Annotated in this window: 12 protein-coding genes; all 12 read left to right on the forward strand. The window is 53.2% G+C overall.

Going from position 1 to position 20,694, the window contains the following annotated elements:
* Nucleotides 1-128 precede the first annotated feature (128 nt).
* The 12 genes from cysQ (at nucleotide 129) to LMS44_RS07675 (ending at nucleotide 20,581) form a co-directional block, all read left to right on the forward strand.
* Nucleotides 129-902, forward strand: coding sequence for a 3'(2'),5'-bisphosphate nucleotidase CysQ family protein (gene cysQ / locus LMS44_RS07620; RefSeq protein WP_498947203.1), 774 nt, complete (start codon nucleotides 129-131; stop codon nucleotides 900-902).
* 538 nt (nucleotides 903-1,440) lie between these two features.
* Nucleotides 1,441-2,778, forward strand: coding sequence for a phosphoglucosamine mutase (gene glmM / locus LMS44_RS07625; RefSeq protein ID WP_498947204.1), 1,338 nt, complete (start codon nucleotides 1,441-1,443; stop codon nucleotides 2,776-2,778).
* Between the two features lie 95 nt (nucleotides 2,779-2,873).
* Nucleotides 2,874-4,487 carry a glycosyltransferase family 2 protein gene (locus LMS44_RS07630; RefSeq protein WP_241254248.1) on the forward strand — a complete coding sequence of 538 codons (1,614 nt, stop codon included), beginning with the start codon at nucleotides 2,874-2,876 and terminating at the stop codon, nucleotides 4,485-4,487.
* Between the two features lie 43 nt (nucleotides 4,488-4,530).
* Nucleotides 4,531-6,570: a coiled-coil domain-containing protein gene (locus tag LMS44_RS07635; RefSeq protein WP_498947205.1), complete on the forward strand. Its 2,040-nt coding sequence runs from the start codon at nucleotides 4,531-4,533 to the stop codon at nucleotides 6,568-6,570.
* 87 nt (nucleotides 6,571-6,657) lie between these two features.
* On the forward strand, nucleotides 6,658-9,741 hold the full coding sequence (locus LMS44_RS07640; protein ID WP_498947206.1) for a glycosyltransferase: 3,084 nt from the start codon (nucleotides 6,658-6,660) through the stop codon (nucleotides 9,739-9,741).
* 391 nt (nucleotides 9,742-10,132) lie between these two features.
* Nucleotides 10,133-11,383: an alginate O-acetyltransferase AlgX-related protein gene (locus LMS44_RS07645; protein WP_161609193.1), complete on the forward strand. Its 1,251-nt coding sequence runs from the start codon at nucleotides 10,133-10,135 to the stop codon at nucleotides 11,381-11,383.
* 227 nt (nucleotides 11,384-11,610) lie between these two features.
* Entirely contained in the window at nucleotides 11,611-13,884 is a 2,274-nt protein-coding gene (locus LMS44_RS07650) for a glycosyltransferase family 2 protein (RefSeq protein ID WP_009288300.1), read from the forward strand.
* A 258-nt stretch (nucleotides 13,885-14,142) separates the two neighbouring features.
* On the forward strand, nucleotides 14,143-15,174 hold the full coding sequence (locus tag LMS44_RS07655) for an aminoglycoside phosphotransferase family protein (RefSeq protein WP_039860439.1): 1,032 nt from the start codon (nucleotides 14,143-14,145) through the stop codon (nucleotides 15,172-15,174).
* Nucleotides 15,175-15,484: 310 nt separating this feature from the next.
* Nucleotides 15,485-16,546, forward strand: a complete 1,062-nt coding sequence (locus LMS44_RS07660; RefSeq protein WP_039860441.1) for a glycosyltransferase family protein — start codon at nucleotides 15,485-15,487, stop codon at nucleotides 16,544-16,546.
* Nucleotides 16,547-16,567: 21 nt separating this feature from the next.
* Nucleotides 16,568-18,160: a phosphoglucomutase (alpha-D-glucose-1,6-bisphosphate-dependent) gene (gene pgm, locus LMS44_RS07665; protein WP_009288303.1), complete on the forward strand. Its 1,593-nt coding sequence runs from the start codon at nucleotides 16,568-16,570 to the stop codon at nucleotides 18,158-18,160.
* A gap of 108 nt (nucleotides 18,161-18,268) precedes the next feature.
* Nucleotides 18,269-19,435, forward strand: coding sequence for a nucleotide sugar dehydrogenase (locus LMS44_RS07670; RefSeq protein ID WP_039860443.1), 1,167 nt, complete (start codon nucleotides 18,269-18,271; stop codon nucleotides 19,433-19,435).
* Between the two features lie 936 nt (nucleotides 19,436-20,371).
* A complete protein-coding gene (locus LMS44_RS07675) occupies nucleotides 20,372-20,581 on the forward strand; it encodes a hypothetical protein (protein ID WP_039860445.1) in 210 nt (69 codons plus the stop codon).
* Nucleotides 20,582-20,694 lie beyond the last annotated feature (113 nt).

The raw sequence follows: 20,694 nt of genomic DNA on the forward strand, positions 1-20,694 counted from the left end.
GTGGCGAGGTTGGCTGCTACTTGGCAGCTTTTTTTATGCAAGGGCTGGGTCTTAAAGACTAAATCTTAAAGGGCTAGGTTTTTAAGGGCTAGGTTTTTAAGGACTAAGTCTTATAGAGGGATTAGATTATGGCGCTTATTGATCAAGCACTGCTGGATGCCGTTGAACGCATTGCCCGCGAAGCTGATGTCGCCATCATGAGTGTTTACGCCCGCGAGTTTAGCGTGGAGGAGAAGGAAGATAAAAGCCCGTTAACCGAGGCTGATATGGCCGCGCACAACGTTATTGTGCGCGGTTTACAGGCGCTGCCGGTGCAGATCCCGATCCTCTCTGAAGAGGACATCGAGGGTTTTTCCGGTGCTGATGCTGAGGGCCGCTACTGGCTAGTCGACCCGCTGGATGGCACCAAAGAGTTCATCAAGCGTAACGGTGAGTTCACCGTCAATATTGCCCTGATTGAAAACGGTAAGCCGGTGCTCGGCGTGGTGACTGCGCCAGCGCTGGAGGTGGCCTATGTGGCCGCGCGGGGGCTGGGCGCGTTTAAGGTTGAAGCCGATGGTAGTCGTAAGGCCATTTCCGTGGCAGGCAAGCCTAAAGAGGGCGTAACGTGGCGCGTGGTGGGTAGCCGTTCGCACCCCAGCCCTGATTTGGCCGCTTGGTTGGAACAGTTGGGTGAGCACACCATGCTGCCCATGGGCAGTTCGTTAAAGTTGTGCATCATTGCCGAAGGTTTCGCCGATGCCTACCCACGTTTGGGCCCCACCTGTTTGTGGGATACCGGCGCCGCTCATGCGGTTGTGCTCGAAGCTGGCGGCCGGGTAGAAACCCTGGAAGGCACCGCGCTTAGCTACGCCAACCCCAGCGAAAAGCTCAACCCCTATTTTGTGGTGTGGGGGCATTAAGCCAAGGCGCCATCGGTATTGTTTTACCAACCTTCTATATACATAACGTGCACATGCCCATGGAATCCCCATCTTCATGTGCACGCGAGATTTAGTAGCGCGTGGTAAGCGAAGCGCACCCGCGGAAGCAGCGCCGGGTTTGGCCCATGTAGGCGATGATGGTTCGGTGCCATTGGGCGTCGTTCCGACGCCTCTAGCGGGTGCCTCGAAACGCTCGCGGAGCTCGCTTTCTCGTTACCACGCGCTACGGTATGTGCACTAACTTGGTATGGGTGGTTTTCGTAGCGCGTGGTAAGCGAAGCGCACCCGCGGATGCACCGCGAAGCGGTGCCGGGGTTGGTTCGTGCAGGCAGAGTTGGTTCGGTGCCTCGTTATGTTCGTTCCACTCACATACTCGTTACCACGCGCTTCAAGACCTATACTCCTGACGATTCACGATTCACGATTCACGATTCACGATTCACGATTCACGATTCACGATTCACGATTCACGATTCACGATTCACGATTCACGATTCACTTTTAAGGTTACTAAATAATGCGTAAATATTTCGGTACTGACGGTGTACGCGGTCGCGTGGGGGAGTTTCCCATGACGCCTGATTTTGCTATGAAGTTGGGTTGGGCCGCAGGGCAGGTGTTGGGTGCTGAAGGTGTTAGAGAAGTGTTAATTGGTAAAGATACCCGTGCCAGTGGGTATATGTTGGAATCCGCGTTAGAGGCGGGCTTTTCAGCGGCGGGTGTTAATGTTGCTCTGGTGGGGCCGTTGCCGACCCCTGGCGTTGCCTATTTAACCTCTACCTTCCGTGCGGATGCGGGGGTAGTGATTAGCGCGTCGCATAATCCTTTTGATGATAATGGTATTAAGATTTTCGGGCAGGGCGGTCAGAAGCTTAATGATATCCAAGAGCAGGAAATAGAGCGCTGGTTACAAGTAGCCATTGACGGCGGCATGACCTGCGTTAGCTCCGAGAAACTAGGTAAAGCGCGCCGTATTGATGATGCCGCTGGCCGTTATACCGAATACTGCAAGGCTAACCTGCCGGGGCACTTGAGTTTGAATGGCCTGAAAATTGTGTTGGATAGTGCCAATGGCGCGGGTTACCGAGTGGGCCCAGCGGTTTTTCGCGAGTTAGGCGCCGAGCTAATTAGTATTCACGATAAGCCCAATGGCCTCAACATAAACGAAAACTGCGGCGCTACCTCTATGCAGAGCCTGTGCGATGAAGTGCTCGCCCATCAGGCGGATATGGGTATCGCTTTGGATGGCGATGCTGACCGCCTGATGATGGTGGATCATACGGGGGTCGTGGTAGACGGCGATGAGCTTTTATACTTGCTTGCGAAAGATGCGAAGCGCGCGGGCTACACCGGCGGTGTAGTGGGTACCCAAATGAGTAATTTGGGGCTTGAGCAGGCGCTTAATGGATTGAATATTCCTTTTAAGCGCGCCAAAGTAGGCGACCGCTATGTGCTGGAACAGTTAAACGCCATGGGCTGGCGGTTAGGTGGGGAAGGCTCTGGTCACTTGCTAAGCTTGGATCATGCATCCACTGGCGATGCGATCATCGCCTCACTGCGCGTGCTGGCTAGTTTGTTAGAGCAACAGGCAACGCTGTATGACGCCAAACAGGGTATGCACAAACTCCCGCAAACCTTAATTAATGTGCGTTATACCGCCCAAGCAGGGCATGATCCTCTTGATACCCCAGCGGTACTGCAAGCCGTTGCACTGGTAGAACGGCAGCTTGGCCAAGCGGGCCGCGTGCTGCTGCGCAAATCTGGTACCGAACCATTGATTCGTGTGATGGTCGAGGCTGTAGATGCTGATCGGGCGCAAGGCAGTGCCCAGCAAATTGCTGATGCGTTTTCTTAGGCGAACACGGTAGGTTCTCCTGTTACACGAGGTAATGACTTTTGACATCATCTTCAACGCTTAGCTTGCCCCCTGGGCATAAGACAGAGAGGCATTTGTCAGATATCGCGGACATCGAGCAAAGCCCTTGGTTTGATGCTGACTGGTATATGATGCAATACCCCGATGTGGCTGTTTCCGGTATGTCGCCCGCACAGCACTACCTGCAGTTGGGAGAGGCCTGGGGGCGAAAAGCTGGCCCGCGTTTTGATGCCGAGTATTACCTTAATACTCATCAGGATGTCGCTAAAGCGGGCGTTAGCCCATTGCTGCACTTCACGCGTAATGGAGAAAAAGAGGGGCGCATGCCGATTCAGCTACGTGCCCATCAGCTTGAAGAGCTACTTTGGCAGCAAGAAAATGTGGAATCGCAATTGTCGCGCTTAGAGGCTTTACTTATTCACCACGATCCTTGGGAGGCCAGTTACGCCGCATGGGCTATGGGGCGTTGGTATGCCTTGCAAGAGAAGTGGCAATGCTGCGCTGAGGTGTTATCGCGCCGCTACCAGCTACACGATGTTAAGCCTGATACGGCGGCCCCACGGTTATTAGAGGTGGAAGCCCTGATCAACAGCGGACAGCTTGTGAAAGCTTGGCAGCGTATCCAGCAGTTAATTGCCGCATACCCCGACTACCCTGATACCTCCTTGGCGCTCGCTAACTTGTTAGCGGTGCAGGCCGGTGCCCAAGCAGGGGGTTCAGCCATGTCTCCAACGTCTTCACAGGCACATGCGTTAACGGAACAGTTTCGTTTACAGCATATTAACGCGCTGTTTAGCAGCGCAAACCTATGCGCGGTTGCTCTTAAAGACCCAAGTAAGACCTTAACACTCGATAACTTAACTTACGAAAACGCAACTACGTCTCATTTTCTAGCGCCTGAGAACCGGGAGTTGGTCAGCGTCATTGTGCCGTTATTTAATGCAGAGGCTCACTTGGAAACCGCACTGCGCAGCCTAGCGGAACAGACTTATACCAATATAGAAGTTATCGTGGTGGACGATGCGTCTACAGATGACTCGTTAGCCGTGGCCCAGGCGTTTAGCCAGCAGGATTCCCGCTTTAGGGTATTGAGTCAGCCCACCAACCAGGGAGCTTACGCGACTCGCAACCATGGCCTGATGGCAGCGAAGGGGGAATATATCACCGTTCACGATAGTGATGATTGGTCGCATCCTCAAAAGCTTGAAATGCAGGTGGCAGGATTGGAAAGCCATCCAGAATGGAAGGCGTGTTTTAGCGATTGGGTTCGTTGTTCTTCAGAAATGCTATTTAATCATTGGAGGATTGAGTCACAGGACGGTTGGGTTCATCGCAATATGTCATCGTTTATGTTTCGGCGGGAGGTTTTCGAAATATTAGGGTTTTGTGATGTTGTTAAAGTGGCCGCTGATACTGAATACTTTCGCCGTATAGTTGCCGCTTTTGGCGCTAAAGTGGTTGGTGAGATAAAGAAAGGTATTCCTCTGGCCTTTGGTCGAAGTCTACCTACTTCCCTCAGTCAGACTGGTCCTACTCATTTGGTTACCCTATTTAAGGGGTTACGCTGCGATTACCACATTGCCGCGGCTCAATGGCACGAGAGTGCCGAACAGCCAAGTGATTTGTACCTGCCGGCCAACCCTGATGTTCGCCCCTTTCCAGCACCGGCTGCCAACTTGCCCGGTTGAACTGGTATCCTATTGCCCATTTATTACGTGTTAGGAATTCATTGTGAGCCAGCAACAGCATTCGGTAGCGGCCAACGCTACACAAGACCTTGCTATCAAGCCTTCTATCAATACGTTAGCCCAGGGATCCATGTTTTGGCAGCCTGATTACCGTGAGGCATCTCCCTGGCTGGAACATCTACCGTTTCTGTTTTGGTTGGTAGAGGCGTTGCGGCCACAGCAGGCAGTGGGCCTGGGGGTAGAGAGCGTCGCGCACTTTGCGGTTTGCCAGTCAGCCTCCCGGCTTCGCCTGGGTACACGTTGCTTTATGGTGGGAGTGCATGAGGAAGATGCAGCAAGCAAGCAAGATGCCGAGGCTATTCGGGCCTATGCCGCTGACCACTTCTCTACAATCAGTCAGTGGCTAGAGGCGACTCCCATCCGGGCGATTGACCAGTTCGATGAGGGCTCAATCGACCTGCTACTGCTGCATGTAGAAGCCGATGACAACAGCGTGGATTATCTGTTGGATCGCTGGTTATCCAAGCTTTCAACTCAGGGTGTCGTGGTAGTGCCAGGGGTTGCCCGCCGCGAGCCTGGTTGCCTTGTGTTCCGTGCTTTCGAAACCCTTAAAGCCCGCTACCCGCACTTTGTGTTTCACCATGCCGGTGGGCTGGGGATTATTGCGGTAGGTAATAATCTGCCCCCGCTGCTTAAAAACCTTTTAGGCGCGCTGGAGTCGGCTGCCTCTACGCAGGTGGTGCAGGATGTTTTCGCCCGCCTGGGGCGCAGTTGCCAGGATAAAGTAACTGTGCGCCACCAGCAGGCGCTTTCACAGGCTCTGGAAACCCGAGTTAACGAACAGGCGAGCAATCTGGCGGCTGCCGAACAGCGGGTAAATGAGCAGGAAGAGCATTTACAGCAGGTGGGTGAAGAGCGCGATAAGCTGAAAGCGTGCCTTGAACAGCAAGAATCTCGGTTTGCCCAGGAACGTGGCCGTTTGGCCGAGCGGGTGAGTTCGCTGGAAGAATTTAACGACGAGCTGAAAAAGGAGCTGATGCGCCAGCGTGAACAGGGCGAACGCCAAGCGAATGAGGCCCGTGAGCAAAGAGAGCGCTACGCTGCTGAGTCACGTGAGTATGCCCAGGCGTTGAAAGCCAGCGAACAGGCGCTCAACAAAGCTCAGCAAGAAGTGGATGAATATAAGCGGACGCTGGAAACTCGCTTTAGCGAACTGGCAAAACTTACCAGCCTACTTGAAGCCAACGAGAAGAGCTTGCGTAGCGCCCATGAAGAAAACACTGGGTTAACTAACAAGCTGCAAAAAGCTGAATCGTCGCTTCAGGCGCGCTTTAATGAAATGGGTCAATTGACCCGTAAGCTACAAGAAGCGGAGCAGCGTATTGGCGATGCTGAAAAGAGCCGTTCAGATGTTGAACAACAGCTGGCGCAGCAAAAGAAAGAACACGCCACGCTTTCTGCTCAATTGAAAGCGACCACTGAGCGCGAAAAAGAAGCGCTTAGCACTGTTGACGAGCTAACCGAACAGCTCAAGAAAAACGAAGCACAACGCGGGCAGTTGAAACGCGAGCTTGATGATACAAAATCTGCTAACCAGAAACTTGAAGTGGACGCTAAAGCCAACCGCGAAACGCAGGCTCAGCAGCGTCGCGAAATAGAGCGTCAATCTCATGAGTTAGCCAATCTAGTGGATCAGCTAGAAGCTCTGCGAGCAGCAGCACCTAGTACTGATACGTCTACTCAAGCGGAGTTAAGCGCCCCCAAAAGTGTTGCTAAAGCCCCACCGCTGACAAAGCGAGCGATCAAGCGGCAGGTCGCGTTAATCGAAGCGAGTCAGTGGTTCGACGCTAAGTGGTATTTAGCGCAATACCCTGATATTGCTCGTGATAGCAAAATGTCGGCGAATCCTGCCCGCCACTATCTGTTGATGGGCGGTTTCGAAGGGCGTAACCCAGGCCCGGGGTTTGACTCGGCGTACTACCTTCAGCACAACCCCGACGTGGTAGAAAGCGGAATCAACCCGCTTGTGCACTACCTTAAGTTTGGTGAGAAAGAGCAGCGTAGTACTAACGCAAAGTACTAAAGCAAAGTACTAAAGCTAAGTACTAAAGCTAAGTACTAAAACGTAGCACTAAAGCGTGGTACTAAAGCCTAGTACAAAGGAACTGTAATGAGCGATGCTAATCGTAAGTTGTTATTGGATGCAGAATTATTTAATGCATCGTGGTATGTAAACCGTTATCTAGATGCTCAGCATAGTCAGCTTTCTCCGCTGGAGCATTTTTTAAATTATGGCTGGGCACTGGGCCGCTGCCCGGGGCCTGGTTTTGATCCTGAAGAGTATTCCCGACGCTACCCGGATGTTGCCACATCGGGGCTGAGCCCGTTGCTGCATTACCTTCGTCATGGCCGCAGTGAAGGGCGGCGGGCAGTAGTGGGGGAAGGGGATTCCCCCGCTGTTCCACAGCTGGCGGTCGTTTTGCATGCTTACCATCTTGAATTGGTGGCACTGCTAGGTGACAGGCTTGCCTTGCTGAAGGAGCCCTTTGATCTGTTTATTACCACGTCCCATGCGCCAAATACGCGGGAAATTGTGGCGCTGAAGAAACGCTACCCTGGTGCAAAAGTGGTGCACTGCCCTAATCGGGGGCGGGATATTGCGCCGTTTTTTTCGCTAATACCTCATCTGCAACAGTATACGCTGTGCTTGAAGCTGCACACCAAGCAGGGTGTAACGCCGGTGGCTAAACAGTGGCGGGATACACTTTTGAGCAGCGTATTGCCGAGTGACGGCGGCGTGCAGGCGTTGCTGCATAAGCTACGCAGCGACCCCCGCTTGCAGTTAGCAGGCCCTCAGCGGCTGTTTATGAGCCAGCTGTCAATGCGCTTTGGCAATGGCCCTTGGTTGGAAAAGCTTGCGCCGCGGGTCAATGTATCGCTGGAAAGCGACTGGGGCTTTTTTGCTGGCAGTATGTTTTGGTGCCGCCCCCAAGCGCTATCTGCCTTGGCCGCCGAAGTGGCGCCATTAATGTTTGAGCCAGAAACCGGCGAGCAGGATGGTGAGTTGTCCCATGCGTTGGAACGCTTGGTGGGCGGTGTCGTGCGCCCCCAGTCAGAGCGGGTGTTGCTGTTACCCCATGGGTCTAATGGCGAGCTTTCGCCTTATCAGATGGAGACCGGGCTGGAAAGCACCATGCCATCAGAGCTGCTGATCGATAGCAGTGACCTTCAAGAATTGCAGGTGCTTGGTACTAGTGGTGTGAAAGCGGCCAGAAAACAAGGGGTGAATGGAGACCTTAACCTCAACGGCGATCTCGCGATTTGTGGCTGGCTGGCGGACAGTGGTTCCAGCGCGCCGCGTTCGGCGTTGATCCGTATTGATGGTCACCATGAGATTGAAGTGATCGCTAACCAGTTCCGCAATGACCTGCGTGATAACGGCATTCATGAGGGGCGCCATGCCTTTGAGACATATCCGCCGGTTGAGTTGGTAGACGGCCAAAACCATCACCTTGAGTTAATCGACGCCCTGAGTGGTCATGTGGTGGCCAGTGGCGATGCTGTCTGGGAGTTTCAGCGTTCCTTTAGCGATTTTGCGGGTTATCTTGCCCATGGTTTGGTTGATCCTTATCTGTCGCGCCCGTTTCGCGAGGCTGATAAGCGATGCTTGGCCGCCATGGAGAACGTGGCGGATGGGCTGACTCGTGATGCGCAAGCACTCGCAAAGGCGCCGCTAGTTACTGTCATTATGCCTTGCTTTAACCGTTTGGATACCATTGAGGCAGCGGTCGAGTCGGTGAGTAGCCAGGTGTATGCCAACTGGGAATTGCTGTTGGTAGATGACGGCAGTACCGATGGCACCCGTGAGTGGTGTGAGCGGCAGGCCGCCAAAAACGAACGTATTCAACTGATTGCTCTGAAAAAAAACCGAGGAGTCTCCCATGCGCGCAACCAAGGGTTGGAGGTAGCGCAGGGGGCTTATATCGCTTACCTGGACTCTGATAACGTTTGGGATCCACGCTATTTGGCTGCCATGGTGGGGGCTTTTAGCCGCGAACCCACAGCTCAGGCGTTTTATTCAGGCTTATATCGCTACACCGGCAATGCCACAGAGCCTTCAGGCGTGCTGTTTGGTCCTTTGAATCGCGCATTGTTGTTCAATAGGAACTATGTAGACCTCAATGCGTTTTGTCACACTCGCGAGGCCTATCAACAGTGTGGGGGCTTTGACGAGACGCTGCCGAGGTTTGTGGACTGGGATTTGATCCGCCGCTATAGCCAGCGGGTACGGCTTTGTTCAGTGCCAGTCGTATTAACCCACTATTATTATGGCCGTGCCGCTAACACGTTGACGGCTAACACGGAGTACGTGGGCTATTTAGACCAGGTACGTGAGGCAACTGGGTATCAGTGGTCTGCCGCTAAATCAACTGCCTCTACTGTACTGCAGCGAGGGGTGTCAGTGGTTATCCCCAGCTATGAGTCGTTGGAGGATCTGCGTGATTGCCTCACTAGCCTGGAAGCGCTGGCGCTGGGCGATAAGCTGGAGGTGATCGTTGTCGATAATGACTCTTCGTCTCCGGTGAAGAAGTTCCTTGAAGAGGCTCAGGCTGCCGGGCGCCTGAAAGCAATTTTTAATTCCTGCAACTATGGCTTTACTCACGCAGTTAACCTGGGATTGGCAGCGGCTAAAACAGACCACGATTTGATGCTGCTTAATAACGATGCGCATGTTGAGCCAGGTGCGTTGGAAGCTATGCAACTGGCAGCGACTCAATTGCCAGAATGCGGCCTGGTCGTTCCCCAGCAAATTTTGCCTGGTGGTACGCCCACTTTAACCACCCACGTGCCTTATGCCGACGCCGATCAACCCTGTGATGTCAATCTCTCGGCTCATCACAGTAATATTGTGACTCCGCCGTTATTGCATGACGGAAGAGTGCTGGAGATCAGCTTTGCACCGTTCTTCTGTGTCTATATTCCCCGGGAAACATATCGTAGCGCTGGGCCTCTGGATGCGCAGTTTGGCCGCCATTACCGCTCTGATCGTATTTACTGCGATGTGGTAAGACACCTGTTAGGGCTGCGGATTTACCATGTCAGCGATGCTTGTGTCGTGCATAAACTGCAGAAGTCTACTCGGGTGCTGTCTGGTCGTTCCAATAGTCAATTCGATCTAATGTTCAGGAAAAATCAGTGGGATGAACCAACGCGACATACCCTTGGCTTTCGTAAAGCGGTGTGGGATCTCTGACTGGAAGAGCGTCGCTTATGACACTTCTGCACTTTCCCGTAACGGGGTTGTCTGAGTGTCCACTTGGCCCATCGTTATGGGCCTGATCAAGCGTTCTTACAGTCAGCTATGGACGGTTTCACTGAGAATGATTGAAAGCATAGTCCTTCAAAGCAGAGCTCTTCAAAACAGAGCCCTTAAAAACAGTGCTCTTAAAAATAAAGGCTTTAGAAATTCAGCCCTTAAAACCCCGTGGGAGATGCCAGCCATACGTTTCGCTCGGTTTGTTAAACGGTTTGTTAAACGGTTTGTTGGGCGGGACACTTTAGACCGCTATACCTCAGGGCTCCGCTGGCACCTTGATTTCCCTGATGCGCAACGCCCCCCGTGGTTGCTCCCAGGGGGGTGGGTCGTGCAGGGGTGGGTAGTGCTGCCTGAAGCGTTAGCCGAGTGGGTAGGCAAGGCTGAAATAATTGCTCGCTGGAGCAAAACCTTTGAGCTTTGCCACCCTCTGTCGGTGCGCCGTCCTGATGTCATTGAAGCGCTTTTTGGAACCGCTGATGAGTCACACCCTCAAGTGCAGTGTGGCTTTCGTTTTACGGTTCCTCACCGTTTGGAGCAGTTCTCACTGTTTCTGCGCTTAGGAGATATGCAGTTTCCCCTTTCCCAGGTAGATATACCGTCTGATGTTCATTTAGATGATGCACTCCCTCCTTCCCTTAAAGTGCTTGAGGGTAAGCAGGGGTGGTTGTTTTTGGATAATGATACCAATGGGAGTGTTGATCAGTACCGGGGGCGGCTTCGCCTAACGGAAGGAGGGGTCGAGCAGTGGCAACAGTACTTTCAAGCCGTTGAGCAACTGGCTGACAGTGCCGAGGCCGCTCATGCGGTGTTGGTGGCACCGTCTAAAGAGAGTGTCATGGGGCCTAGCTATCATCCGTTTACTGAAGGTAGCAATGGCCCCATACAACAGTTAATGGCGTTGCCGGAAGCACACAGCATTGTGTACCCCCAGGCGCTTTTGACCCAGTTGGGTGATGAGGCCTTTATTCGCACGGATAGCCACTGGTCCCAGCAAGGCGCGATGGTGGCTGCAAAAGCGCTGGCAACGGCGCTTGACCTTGATCCCAATGCGGTTAACGCGCTTTTTGCCGAAGATGAGTACGTGCAACGTACAATTGTCGGCGACTTGGGCAATAAATTTACGCCGGAACGCCATTGCAACATAGAGGTGCTGCGCTCGTTTAGCTATATGAAGTGCCGCTATTATGATAATGGCTTGCCCAACTTTGGGCGTTTGTCGGTGTTAGTGAATGACCAGGCACTGATGCCTAGTGTGTGTTTACTCTTTGGCTCGTCTTCCAGCTATTCAATGCTTAACTACTTATGCCGTCTGTTTCAACAAGTGGTGTTTGTACACAGCGCGGGAAGCCTCGACCCTGAGCTGGTGAAAGCGGTTAATCCGGCTTATTTGGTGATGCAAACCAATGCACGGTTTATGGTGCAAGTACCTGAGGTGGATCAGTCACTTTTGAAGTTAATCGATGAAAAACGCGCCAGGCTATCTGAAGATGAGTGGGCTTCAGTGGCTAAGCGAAAGATCTCCGTCGCACGCGATGATGCCTTGATTCATAAACTTAATTTAACACCCTGGCTAGTCTAGGCTCTGTCTGAAAACTGGCTGCGCTCGACCATACGGCGTTAAAAATCGGCTCAAAGTACTCATTTACACCATGTAAACTCCGTCTTTTCGCCGATTTTTGCCTTGTCTGGCCTTCGCTCGCCGACTTTTCAGACAGAGCCTAGCAGGGTTTTATAACAGGCTGGTGTGACGCAGCCTAAGGGCTGGTAACATGCTCGCTCCATATCCGCCGGATAAGACGCTTTTGAATGAATGCTAACCACACGTCACGCGATAAGCCTTGGTACCCTCACCACCGCAGCCCTCAGCAATTTGTTCCTTTACAGCAATTAAAGGCGGCTTCACGCCCTGGTGAATGGCAATCCCTGGGCGCGGAGCCGCTTTTTGCGTTAGAAGGGCAGTTACCTTTGCCCGGCTGGAACATGGTCGAAATTGCCTGTGAGCGAGACGTGACCAGTGTGGTGTCTAGCCTCACGTTTGAGTCTGCACGGCGCTCGTTAACGGTAGAGCTACCTCTGCGTGTGGGTAAGATCACGAAGCGGCTTGTATACGTGCCATGGGGTGTGAAACGTGTGACGTTTGCGCCCATGAACGCCACGGGCACGTTTTCCCTGGAACATTTTCGCTTCGTATGGCTAACGCCAATGTTTGCCTATAACCGTTTGCTGCAGCGGTTATCCAACATGCATGAACACTACCGTGATCTTTCTTTGAAAGAAATTGAGCTCAGTTTGAAGCAGCAGGCGCGTAAACAGAGCCGCAAATGGCAAACCATTGCCCTAGAGGACTACGAAAGTACATTTATTAGTTTTTCCACTCGTCGCCACTACCAGCAGTGGATTCGTCAGGTAGAACGAAGGCGTGCGCCTAGCGACCATGAGGTGGCCATGCGCCACCATGTTCACTCTTTTGATTGTAGTATTTTGCTGGTGTGTCCTATTGGCGAGGCGACGCCTGATGCATTACAGGCTTTACAAAACAGCTTAAAAGGCAGCCTGGCCAGTGTGGCGGAGCAGTCCTTGTCGCCACGGCAGGCCGTACTTTTGTTACCGTCACCGGCATTTCATGGCTGGCAGGCATGGTTAGAAGAATGGCAGCGTGAGATGCCCGTTCTTCGCGTTGTAGAAAGTCATGCCACCAGTGTTGCGGCCTTGCGGATAGAGGCCCTTTCCTATTGCAAACACTCCTGGATATGGTTTTTACGCCCAGGCGATCGTTTAGCGGCGAATGCACTGTTTCATATGGCCAGTATTGCCGCAGATAATCCTCAAGCGCAGATGCTGATAGCCGATGAGGATAGCCTTGATGAGGAGGGAGTTCGGCACTCGCCGCAGTTTAAGCCTGAGTGGAATGCTGATTTGCTGCTTTCGATGCCGTATATGGGCCGGGCCGTGTGTTACCAGCACCGCTTTTTTCCACGCCTTTCAGCCGATATGTGTGGTGACAATGCCAATAACCCTGATTGGCTGGATTACGTACAAACGTTGGACGTAACACGGCGCGATCATTTTTCGTCGCAACAGCTTGCCCACGTACCCCATATTGCCTATCACGGTGCACCGGGGGCTGCCACAACGCCTTCCAGTTATGTTGGGGCTGTTGAGCAGCATTTAGAGGCCTGTGGGCAGGTTGCACAAGTAGCGCCAGGGTTATTACCCGGCACGCAGCGCATTCGTTGGCCGATGCCTACGCCAGAACCCTTGGTGAGCTTGCTGGTGCCTACCCGCGATGGCGTCGATATATTGCGCCCTTGTGTTGATGCTATTTTAGACCGTACCGACTATAGCCACTTTGAACTGCTTATTCTGGATAACCAAAGCAGCTGCAAAGAGACCCTGGCGTATTTGGACGAAGTGGCAGCCCGTGACACCCGAGTAAAGGTGTTGTCCTGGAACGCTCCGTTTAATTATTCATCCATCAATAACTATGGTGCCGACCATGCTCGGGGAAGTGTTATTGGTTTAATCAATAATGATGTAGAGCCGATTGATGGGCAGTGGCTGACGGAGATGGTAGAGCAGGTTTCACGCCCTGATATTGGTTGTGTAGGCGCGAAGCTCTACTACCCCAATGACACCATCCAGCATGGTGGTGTGATTCTTGGGTTAGGTGGCTTAGCGGGACATGCCCATCGCTTCTTTCAGCGTGACGAAGATGGTTATATGGGGCGCTTGAAAGTGGCTCAGAACCTTTCTGCCGTGACGGCAGCCTGTCTGCTACTGCGTAAAGAGGTCTTCGATGCTGTTAATGGTTTGAACGAGGAAGATCTGGCTGTCGCTTACAACGATGTGGATTTATGCATTAAGGTTCGTGAGGCGGGTTACCGTAATCTGTGGACGCCGTTTGCTGAGCTTTACCATCATGAATCCATTTCCCGCGGTGCCGATGACACCCCTGAAAAGCGTGCGCGTTGGCTAAGCGAATATGCCTATATGCGCAAAACCTGGGGCGAATTACTGGACAGTGACCCGGCCTATAACCCTAATCTGACCTTGGTTCATGAGGATTTCTCGTTGCGATAAACGCTTGAATATCCATATAAATCTTAAAGTACCCGTGTAGTGGTACTTATCAGACACTTTGATACATCAATCAACAATTTTCGCTGGATATTCAAGTAATAGGTTATGTTGAAAGTAATAAAAAAACCGGGCGTACTAGGTTTTATAGACCGGGTTAGTGAGGATGCGATTAGTGGCTGGAGCCTATCGCCATACGTGACTGTGGTGGTGAATGGCCGAACACGTTGCCGGCTGTCTTGTAACCGCCCACGAGCGGATGTGAAAAAGGCAGGGCTTTCGTTGAGTGGCAACGTGGGTTTTCATGGAACGTTGGCGCTGAAGCATGGAGATGTCGTTCGCGTGGTGACCCCGAAAGACGTGCCATTGCGGCATAGCCCTTGGCTCTTTAGGCATCCGAAGCAAAGCGATTGGTTACCTATTGCCATCTCCCATCAGCACGCGGAGTATAAAGCCGTGGCTTCGCTTCCTGATCAATTGTTGGTTGATAGATTTAAACCCCTGTTTGGGCAGTCTGCTGAACGACGAATGGCTGGCGCTGTACTTAACGTTGCTAACCAGGCTCCTGTCATGGCGCGTTTTGATGTAGAGCCCAAGGCTCATGCAAACGTGATGCAGCTTTATGACAAAGTGATCACGCCTAGTCGTATAGCCGCGCCGCCTTTATTGGCTGCGTTTTCTCAAGAAAGACACATGCTACAGATGTTTGCTTTTCAGCCAGGCATAACTCTGGAAGAAGTGGGTAACGGGTGGGAAGCATGGGTGCCTATGGTAATGGCGCAACTTGTCACTCTTCAGCAAGCTGGTGAAGTTGGGCGCAGCGCTTTAAAACGCCGCTACAGTCGTTTTAAAAGTTTGTTGCATAAGTTATTTCCATCGGTCATCGCGCAGGCCTTGCGGGAAGGCGGTAGTAGGATTGAACTGACATTTTTTGTCTTTTTAATGCGTGTTACTGCGCGCTTACCACGCGTGTTGTCGCATGGTGACCTACACCGTAATAACGTACTCATTGATACTCAGCAGCAGCAGGTAGCGCTTATTGACTGGGATCGATGGGCGTATTTGCCGTTAGGGTTCGATGTGGCGCTTCTGTTGCGTGGGCTGCCCTGGGCTGCCGTAGAAACCTTGGCTGAAAAAAGAGTTGATCAGCAGTTGGGCGCCTTGGTGTTCACCTATCTGTTTCAGTGTTTGGACGTCGCCCATTTCATGCGGTCTGAAGAGGCTGCCCAGCTGCGGGCTCGTATTTACAAGTTATATAAACAGTTCAAAATGTACCCTGGTATTAGTCAATAACGCTGAGTTGGAAGCTCCGGGGCGTCGTTCCGCGGGTGCACTTACTCGATTCCGGTGGAGTGATTACGTGCCACGGCCATGTACATAATGTGCACATGTCCTTGGAATCCCCACCTTCATGTGCATGCGAGATTTAGTAGCGCGTGGTAAGCGAAGCGCACCCGCGGATGCACCGCGAAGCGGTGCCGGGGTTTGCTTGTGCAGGCGGGGTTGGTTCCGTGCCACGGGGCGTCGTTCCGCCGCTACCCGCGAAGCGGTGCTGAATAGGGCTAGTGGAAAGGAGAAGAATTATCTTAATCAAGGATGTACCGTGAGTCGCCACACTACCTGGGTTGTTCTGAGCGATGGGGCGCGGCCGACCGAGGACATTTATTTCTTGGCATCTGCTGCCTCCGGTCTGCGCCGCCGGGGCGTGGCGGTCGAACGTTTTACCGCTTCTCGATCTTTCGGGGCCAGCTGGGTACATGGTCGTTCTCTGCTGCGGCGTTTCGCGGGGGCTAATCTGCTGCTTTGTCGCTCGCTACCGTTAGGTTGGCTGCGCTGGCTAGAACGTCACCGCGATGCTTTTGGCTATATTGCCTATTTAATCGATGATGATATTTTTGCGGCGTCCAATGACCCAACCTTACCGGCTGCCTACCGTAAGCGAATGGGTGGGATTGCTAAACATCAACCTCGCTTAGTGTCACTGGCTGATGAAGTGGTGGCCTCTAGCGAGCAATTGGCGCGCTGTTTTTTTAGCGAGCACGATAATGTTCAAGTGCTCACGCCACCTCTGATTACTCCTCTGCCTTCACTTCAGCATTTCTCGCAACCGCCATCTTCCAGCGCTAACTGGAAAATCGGCTTTTACGGCACGCGGGCGCATTTAGCTGACCTTATGCACATCGCCCCGGCCATAGAAGGCATGCAGTCCCAGCGTATGGATACCCAGGTGGAAATTATGCTGGGGCCACACACTCCAGAAAGTTTAATCACGCTGCCACGCTTAAACGCGCCTTGCCCCTTAGCCTGGGAGGCGTTTAAGGTTTATCAACGAGAGCACCGCTGCCATATAGGCCTAGCCCCGTTGTTAAATACCCCGTTTAACCATGGCAAATCTTTCATCAAATTTTTTGATATTACCGCCATGGGCGGGGTAGGAATATACTCAAATCGTTACCCGTACACTGAGATTGTCCAGCACGGAAAAAATGGTTTGCTAGTCAATGATGCGCACGTTGAATGGCGAAGTGCGTTAGAACACTTGTTAGAAAACCCCATAGCGGCTGCCAACATGGCTAAGCAAGCCGCTGTTGATGCAAAACGTATCGGTAACGTAGAAGCAGCTGTGCAGTTTTGGCTAAAACGTAGTGGTGCCGTGCCGCAATAAGATAAACAGGGAGAGGGAACCATGGAATCTACTGTTAAAGCTTTTTATGAAGAGCGACCCAGCGCTAACGTCGTTGGGGAGCGCGTGTCGTTTGGTACCTCTGGCCATCGTGGCCGCTCCATTGAGCGTACGTTTAATGCTTCGCATATTTATGCCATCACCCAGGCGGTGGTCGACTACCGGCGTGAGGCGGGCTATCAGGGGCCGCTGTTTTTAGGTTTCGATACCCACGCGCTTTCTCGCCCTGCCTGGGAGTGCGCGCTGCAAGTGTTGGCTGCCAACAAGGTGCCGGTATTTGTCGAGAAAGATCACGGCTACACCGCGACGCCGCTGATTAGCCAGGCGATCCTGCACCATAATAATCCCCATGACCTGGCGGCGCCCGATGTGGCGCTTGCGGATGGCTTAATCATCACGCCTTCGCACAACCCGCCGGAAGATGGCGGTATTAAGTATAATCCGCACCATGGTGGCCCCGCGGATACTGATGCCACCGGCTGGATTGAACTGCGTGCAAATGCCTACCTGCTGCGCCAGTTGGAAGATATACCCACCGTGCCGGTGGATGAGGCGATTGCCCACGCCCAGGAGTACGATTTCACTGCGCATTACGTTGCCAAGCTTGGCAGCGTAGTGGATATGGCCGCTATTCAGGGCGCAAACTTAGCGTTAGGTGCTGACCCCATGGGCGGCACCGCGCTGCCGGTATGGCAGGCGATAGCGGCGCACTACGACCTGAATCTTGATGTCGTGAATACTATAGTTGATCCTGAGTTTGCGTTTATGCCGCCGGATCACGACGGCAAAATTCGTATGGATTGCTCTAGCCCGGCAGCAATGGCTAACCTACTCAAGATTAAAGACCGCTTCGATATAGCCTTTGGCAATGACCCGGATGCTGATCGTCACGGAATAGTTGATGCTAGTGGTCTGATGAATCCGAACCACTTTTTGGCCGTGTGTATCGATTATCTGATCACCCACCGCCCAGAGTGGGCGGCTAGCCTGAAGATCGGCAAGACGTTGGTGTCCTCTTCCATGATCGACCGAGTGGTGGCTTCCCACCAGCGCGAGCTTTACGAAGTGCCGGTAGGCTTCAAGTGGTTCGTGGATGGCCTGCACGAGGGCTGGCTTGCCTTCGGCGGGGAAGAGAGTGCAGGCGCCAGCTTGCTAACCCGCGACGGTAAGGCGTGGTCCACCGATAAAGACGGCATCGTGCTGTGTTTGTTGGCAGCGGAAATTATGGCGGTCACCGGCAAAACGCCCAGCGAGTATTACCGCACGCTTACCGAGCGCTTTGGTGAGCCTTTTTACAAGCGCGTCGATACCGCCTGTTCACCCGAAGAGAAAGCGGCGTTTAAAAAGCTGAGTGCTGAGAGCGTGACTGAGAAAACTCTGGCAGGCGACGCTATCACCGCTGTATTGGTAGACGCGCCGGGCAATGGCACTGCTATTGGCGGCATCAAAGTCACCACCGAAAACGGCTGGTTTGCCGCTCGGCCAAGCGGCACTGAATCGCTTTACAAGGTGTATGCCGAAAGCTTCAAAGGCGCACAGCACTTGGATGAATTGATTGGGAACGCCCAGGCATTGCTGGCTGGTGTGTTGAAATAGATTCTTTGAGGCCGTTTCATCCTTCGGCGGGCACCTTTAGTGGTGCCCGTTATGCTTTTAGCATGTGCTTCAAGTTTTTGTTTTATATTAATTTTAGGAATTATTTGGATGAAAATTGCCGTTGCAGGAACCGGCTATGTGGGGCTTTCCAATGCGATGTTGTTAGCGCAGCACCACGAAGTGGTCGCGGTGGATATCGTCCCCGAGAAAGTAGCGCTGTTGAACAATCGCCTTTCTCCGATTGAGGATGCTGAAATAGCGGCTTTTTTAAATCGTACTGACCTGACTTTTACTGCGACGCTGGATGCCGAGCAGGCTTACGCTGGCGCGCAGTTCGTGATTATTGCCACTCCCACTGATTACGATCCTCAAACCAACTATTTCAATACTAAAAGCGTTGAAGCTGTTATTGAGCAGGTCATGCAGATTAACCCTGAGGCGGTGATGGTCATAAAATCCACCGTGCCAGTGGGGTACACCAAAGGTGCCGCTGAACGCTTTAACACGCAAAACCTTATTTTCTCGCCTGAATTTTTACGGGAAGGAAAGGCGCTTTACGATAATCTTTATCCTTCGCGCATTATTGTCGGAGAGCGTTCCGAGCGGGGCGAGGCCTTTGCTGAACTCCTCAAGCAGGGGGCGATTGCCGAAGAAATAGAGGTATTGTTGACGAACAGCACCGAGGCCGAGGCAATCAAGCTGTTCGCGAACACGTATCTGGCAATGCGGGTCGCTTACTTTAATGAATTAGATACCTATGCGGAAACCCATGGCCTTGATGCCAAGCAGATCATTCAAGGCGTTGGCCTAGACCCGCGTATTGGTAAGCACTATAACAACCCCAGCTTTGGGTATGGTGGCTATTGCCTGCCGAAGGATACCAAGCAACTGCTCGCCAACTATACCGATGTGCCGAGTAATATGGTTCAGGCAATTGTAGATGCCAACCGCACGCGTAAAGACTTTATTGCCGAGTCCGTTCTGCGCCGCAATCCGACTGTGGTTGGGGTTTACCGTCTCATCATGAAAACGGGCTCGGATAACTTCCGCGCCAGTGCCATGCAAGGTGTTATGAAGCGCATCAAAGCGAAAGGTGTGGAAGTGGTCGTTTACGAGCCGGTGTTGGAAGAAGATAAATTCTTTGGCTCAACCGTTATGCGCGATTTAGCGGCGTTTAAAGACAAGTGTGATGTCATCCTGGCTAATCGCATGGTCACTGAGCTTAGCGATGTGGAATCCAAGGTATACACCCGCGATTTGTTTGGCAGTGATTGAGAAGATGGCTTTACGCTCGCTCAGCTCGCGTTCTTCGTTACCACGCGCTACGGTTTGGCTTCGGTGGCGTGATGACGTGCCATGGCCATGTGCACACATCCTTGGAATCCTCACCTCAATGTGCATGCGAGATTTAGTAGCGCGTGGTAAGCGAAGCGCACCCGCGGGAGCAGCGCGAAGCGGTGCCGGGCCATGTAGGCAGGATTGGTTGGATGCCACGGGGCGCCGTTCATGCGGATATGATTGGAGGCCACATATTCACGGGCATGCGTGATTTAGTAGCGCGTGGTAAGCGAAGCGCACCCGCGAAAGCAGCGCGAAGCGGTGCCGGGTTTGGCCCGCGTAGGCGATGATGGTTCGGTGCCATTAGGCGTCGTTCCGCCGCCACCCGCGGGTGCCTCGAAACGCTCGCTGAACTCGCTTTCTCGTTACCACGCGCTACGACAATCACTCGATTCCGGTGGAATCCTCACCTCAATGTGCATGCGAGATTTAGTAGCGCGTGGTAAGCGAAGTGCACCCGCGAAAGCAGCGCGCAGCGGTGCCGGGGTTGGCCTGTGTAGGCGATGATGGTTCGGTGCCACCGGGCGTCATCCCGCCGCCTCCCGCGGGTGCCTCGAAACGCTCGCTGAACTCGCTTTCTCGTTATCCCGCGCTACGATAATCACTCGATTCCGGTGGCATCCCCACCTTCATGTGCATGCGAGATCTAGTAGCGCGTGGTAAGCGAAGCGCACCCGCGAAAGCAGCGCGAAGCGGTGCCGGGTTTGGCCCGCGTAGGCGATGATGGTTCGGTGCCATTAGGCGTCGTTCCGCCGCCTCCCGCGGGTGCCTCGAAACGCTCGCTGAACTCGCTTTCTCGTTACCACGCGCTACGACAATCACTCGATTCCGGTGGCATCCCCACCTTCATGTGCATGCGAGATCTAGTAGCGCATGGTAAGCGAAGCGCACCCGCGGGAGCAGCGCGAAGCGGTGCCGGGGTTGGCCCGTGTAGGCGATGATGGTTCGGTGCCATTGGGCGTCGTTCCGCCGCCACCCGCGGGTGCCTCGAAACGCTCGCTGAACTCGCTTTCTCGTTACCACGCGCTACGACAATCACTCTATTCCGGTGGCATCCCGCTTTCATGTGCACGCGAGATTTAGTAGCGCGTGGTAAGCGAAGCGCACCCGCGGATGCATCGCGCAGCGGTGCCGGGGTTGGTGAGATGGTGATGTTGAAGCAATAATGTAGTTGGCTGTGAATGTGTTGGAGAGCC

This window comes from Halomonas profundus (genome assembly GCF_020865425.1).
In the GTDB taxonomy this organism is placed as follows: Bacteria; Pseudomonadota; Gammaproteobacteria; order Pseudomonadales; family Halomonadaceae; genus Vreelandella; species Vreelandella titanicae.

Excerpts from the sequence above, each read along its gene's own strand:
- cysQ (WP_498947203.1), top strand. The coding sequence starts at position 129 with ATGGCGCTTATTGATCAAGCACTGCTGGATGCCGTTGAACGCATTGCC.
- glmM (WP_498947204.1), top strand. The coding sequence starts at position 1,441 with ATGCGTAAATATTTCGGTACTGACGGTGTACGCGGTCGCGTGGGGGAG.
- LMS44_RS07640 (WP_498947206.1), top strand. The coding sequence starts at position 6,658 with ATGAGCGATGCTAATCGTAAGTTGTTATTGGATGCAGAATTATTTAAT.
- LMS44_RS07650 (WP_009288300.1), top strand. The coding sequence starts at position 11,611 with ATGAATGCTAACCACACGTCACGCGATAAGCCTTGGTACCCTCACCAC.
- pgm (WP_009288303.1), top strand. The coding sequence starts at position 16,568 with ATGGAATCTACTGTTAAAGCTTTTTATGAAGAGCGACCCAGCGCTAAC.
- LMS44_RS07670 (WP_039860443.1), top strand. The coding sequence starts at position 18,269 with ATGAAAATTGCCGTTGCAGGAACCGGCTATGTGGGGCTTTCCAATGCG.
- LMS44_RS07675 (WP_039860445.1), top strand. The coding sequence starts at position 20,372 with ATGGTAAGCGAAGCGCACCCGCGGGAGCAGCGCGAAGCGGTGCCGGGG.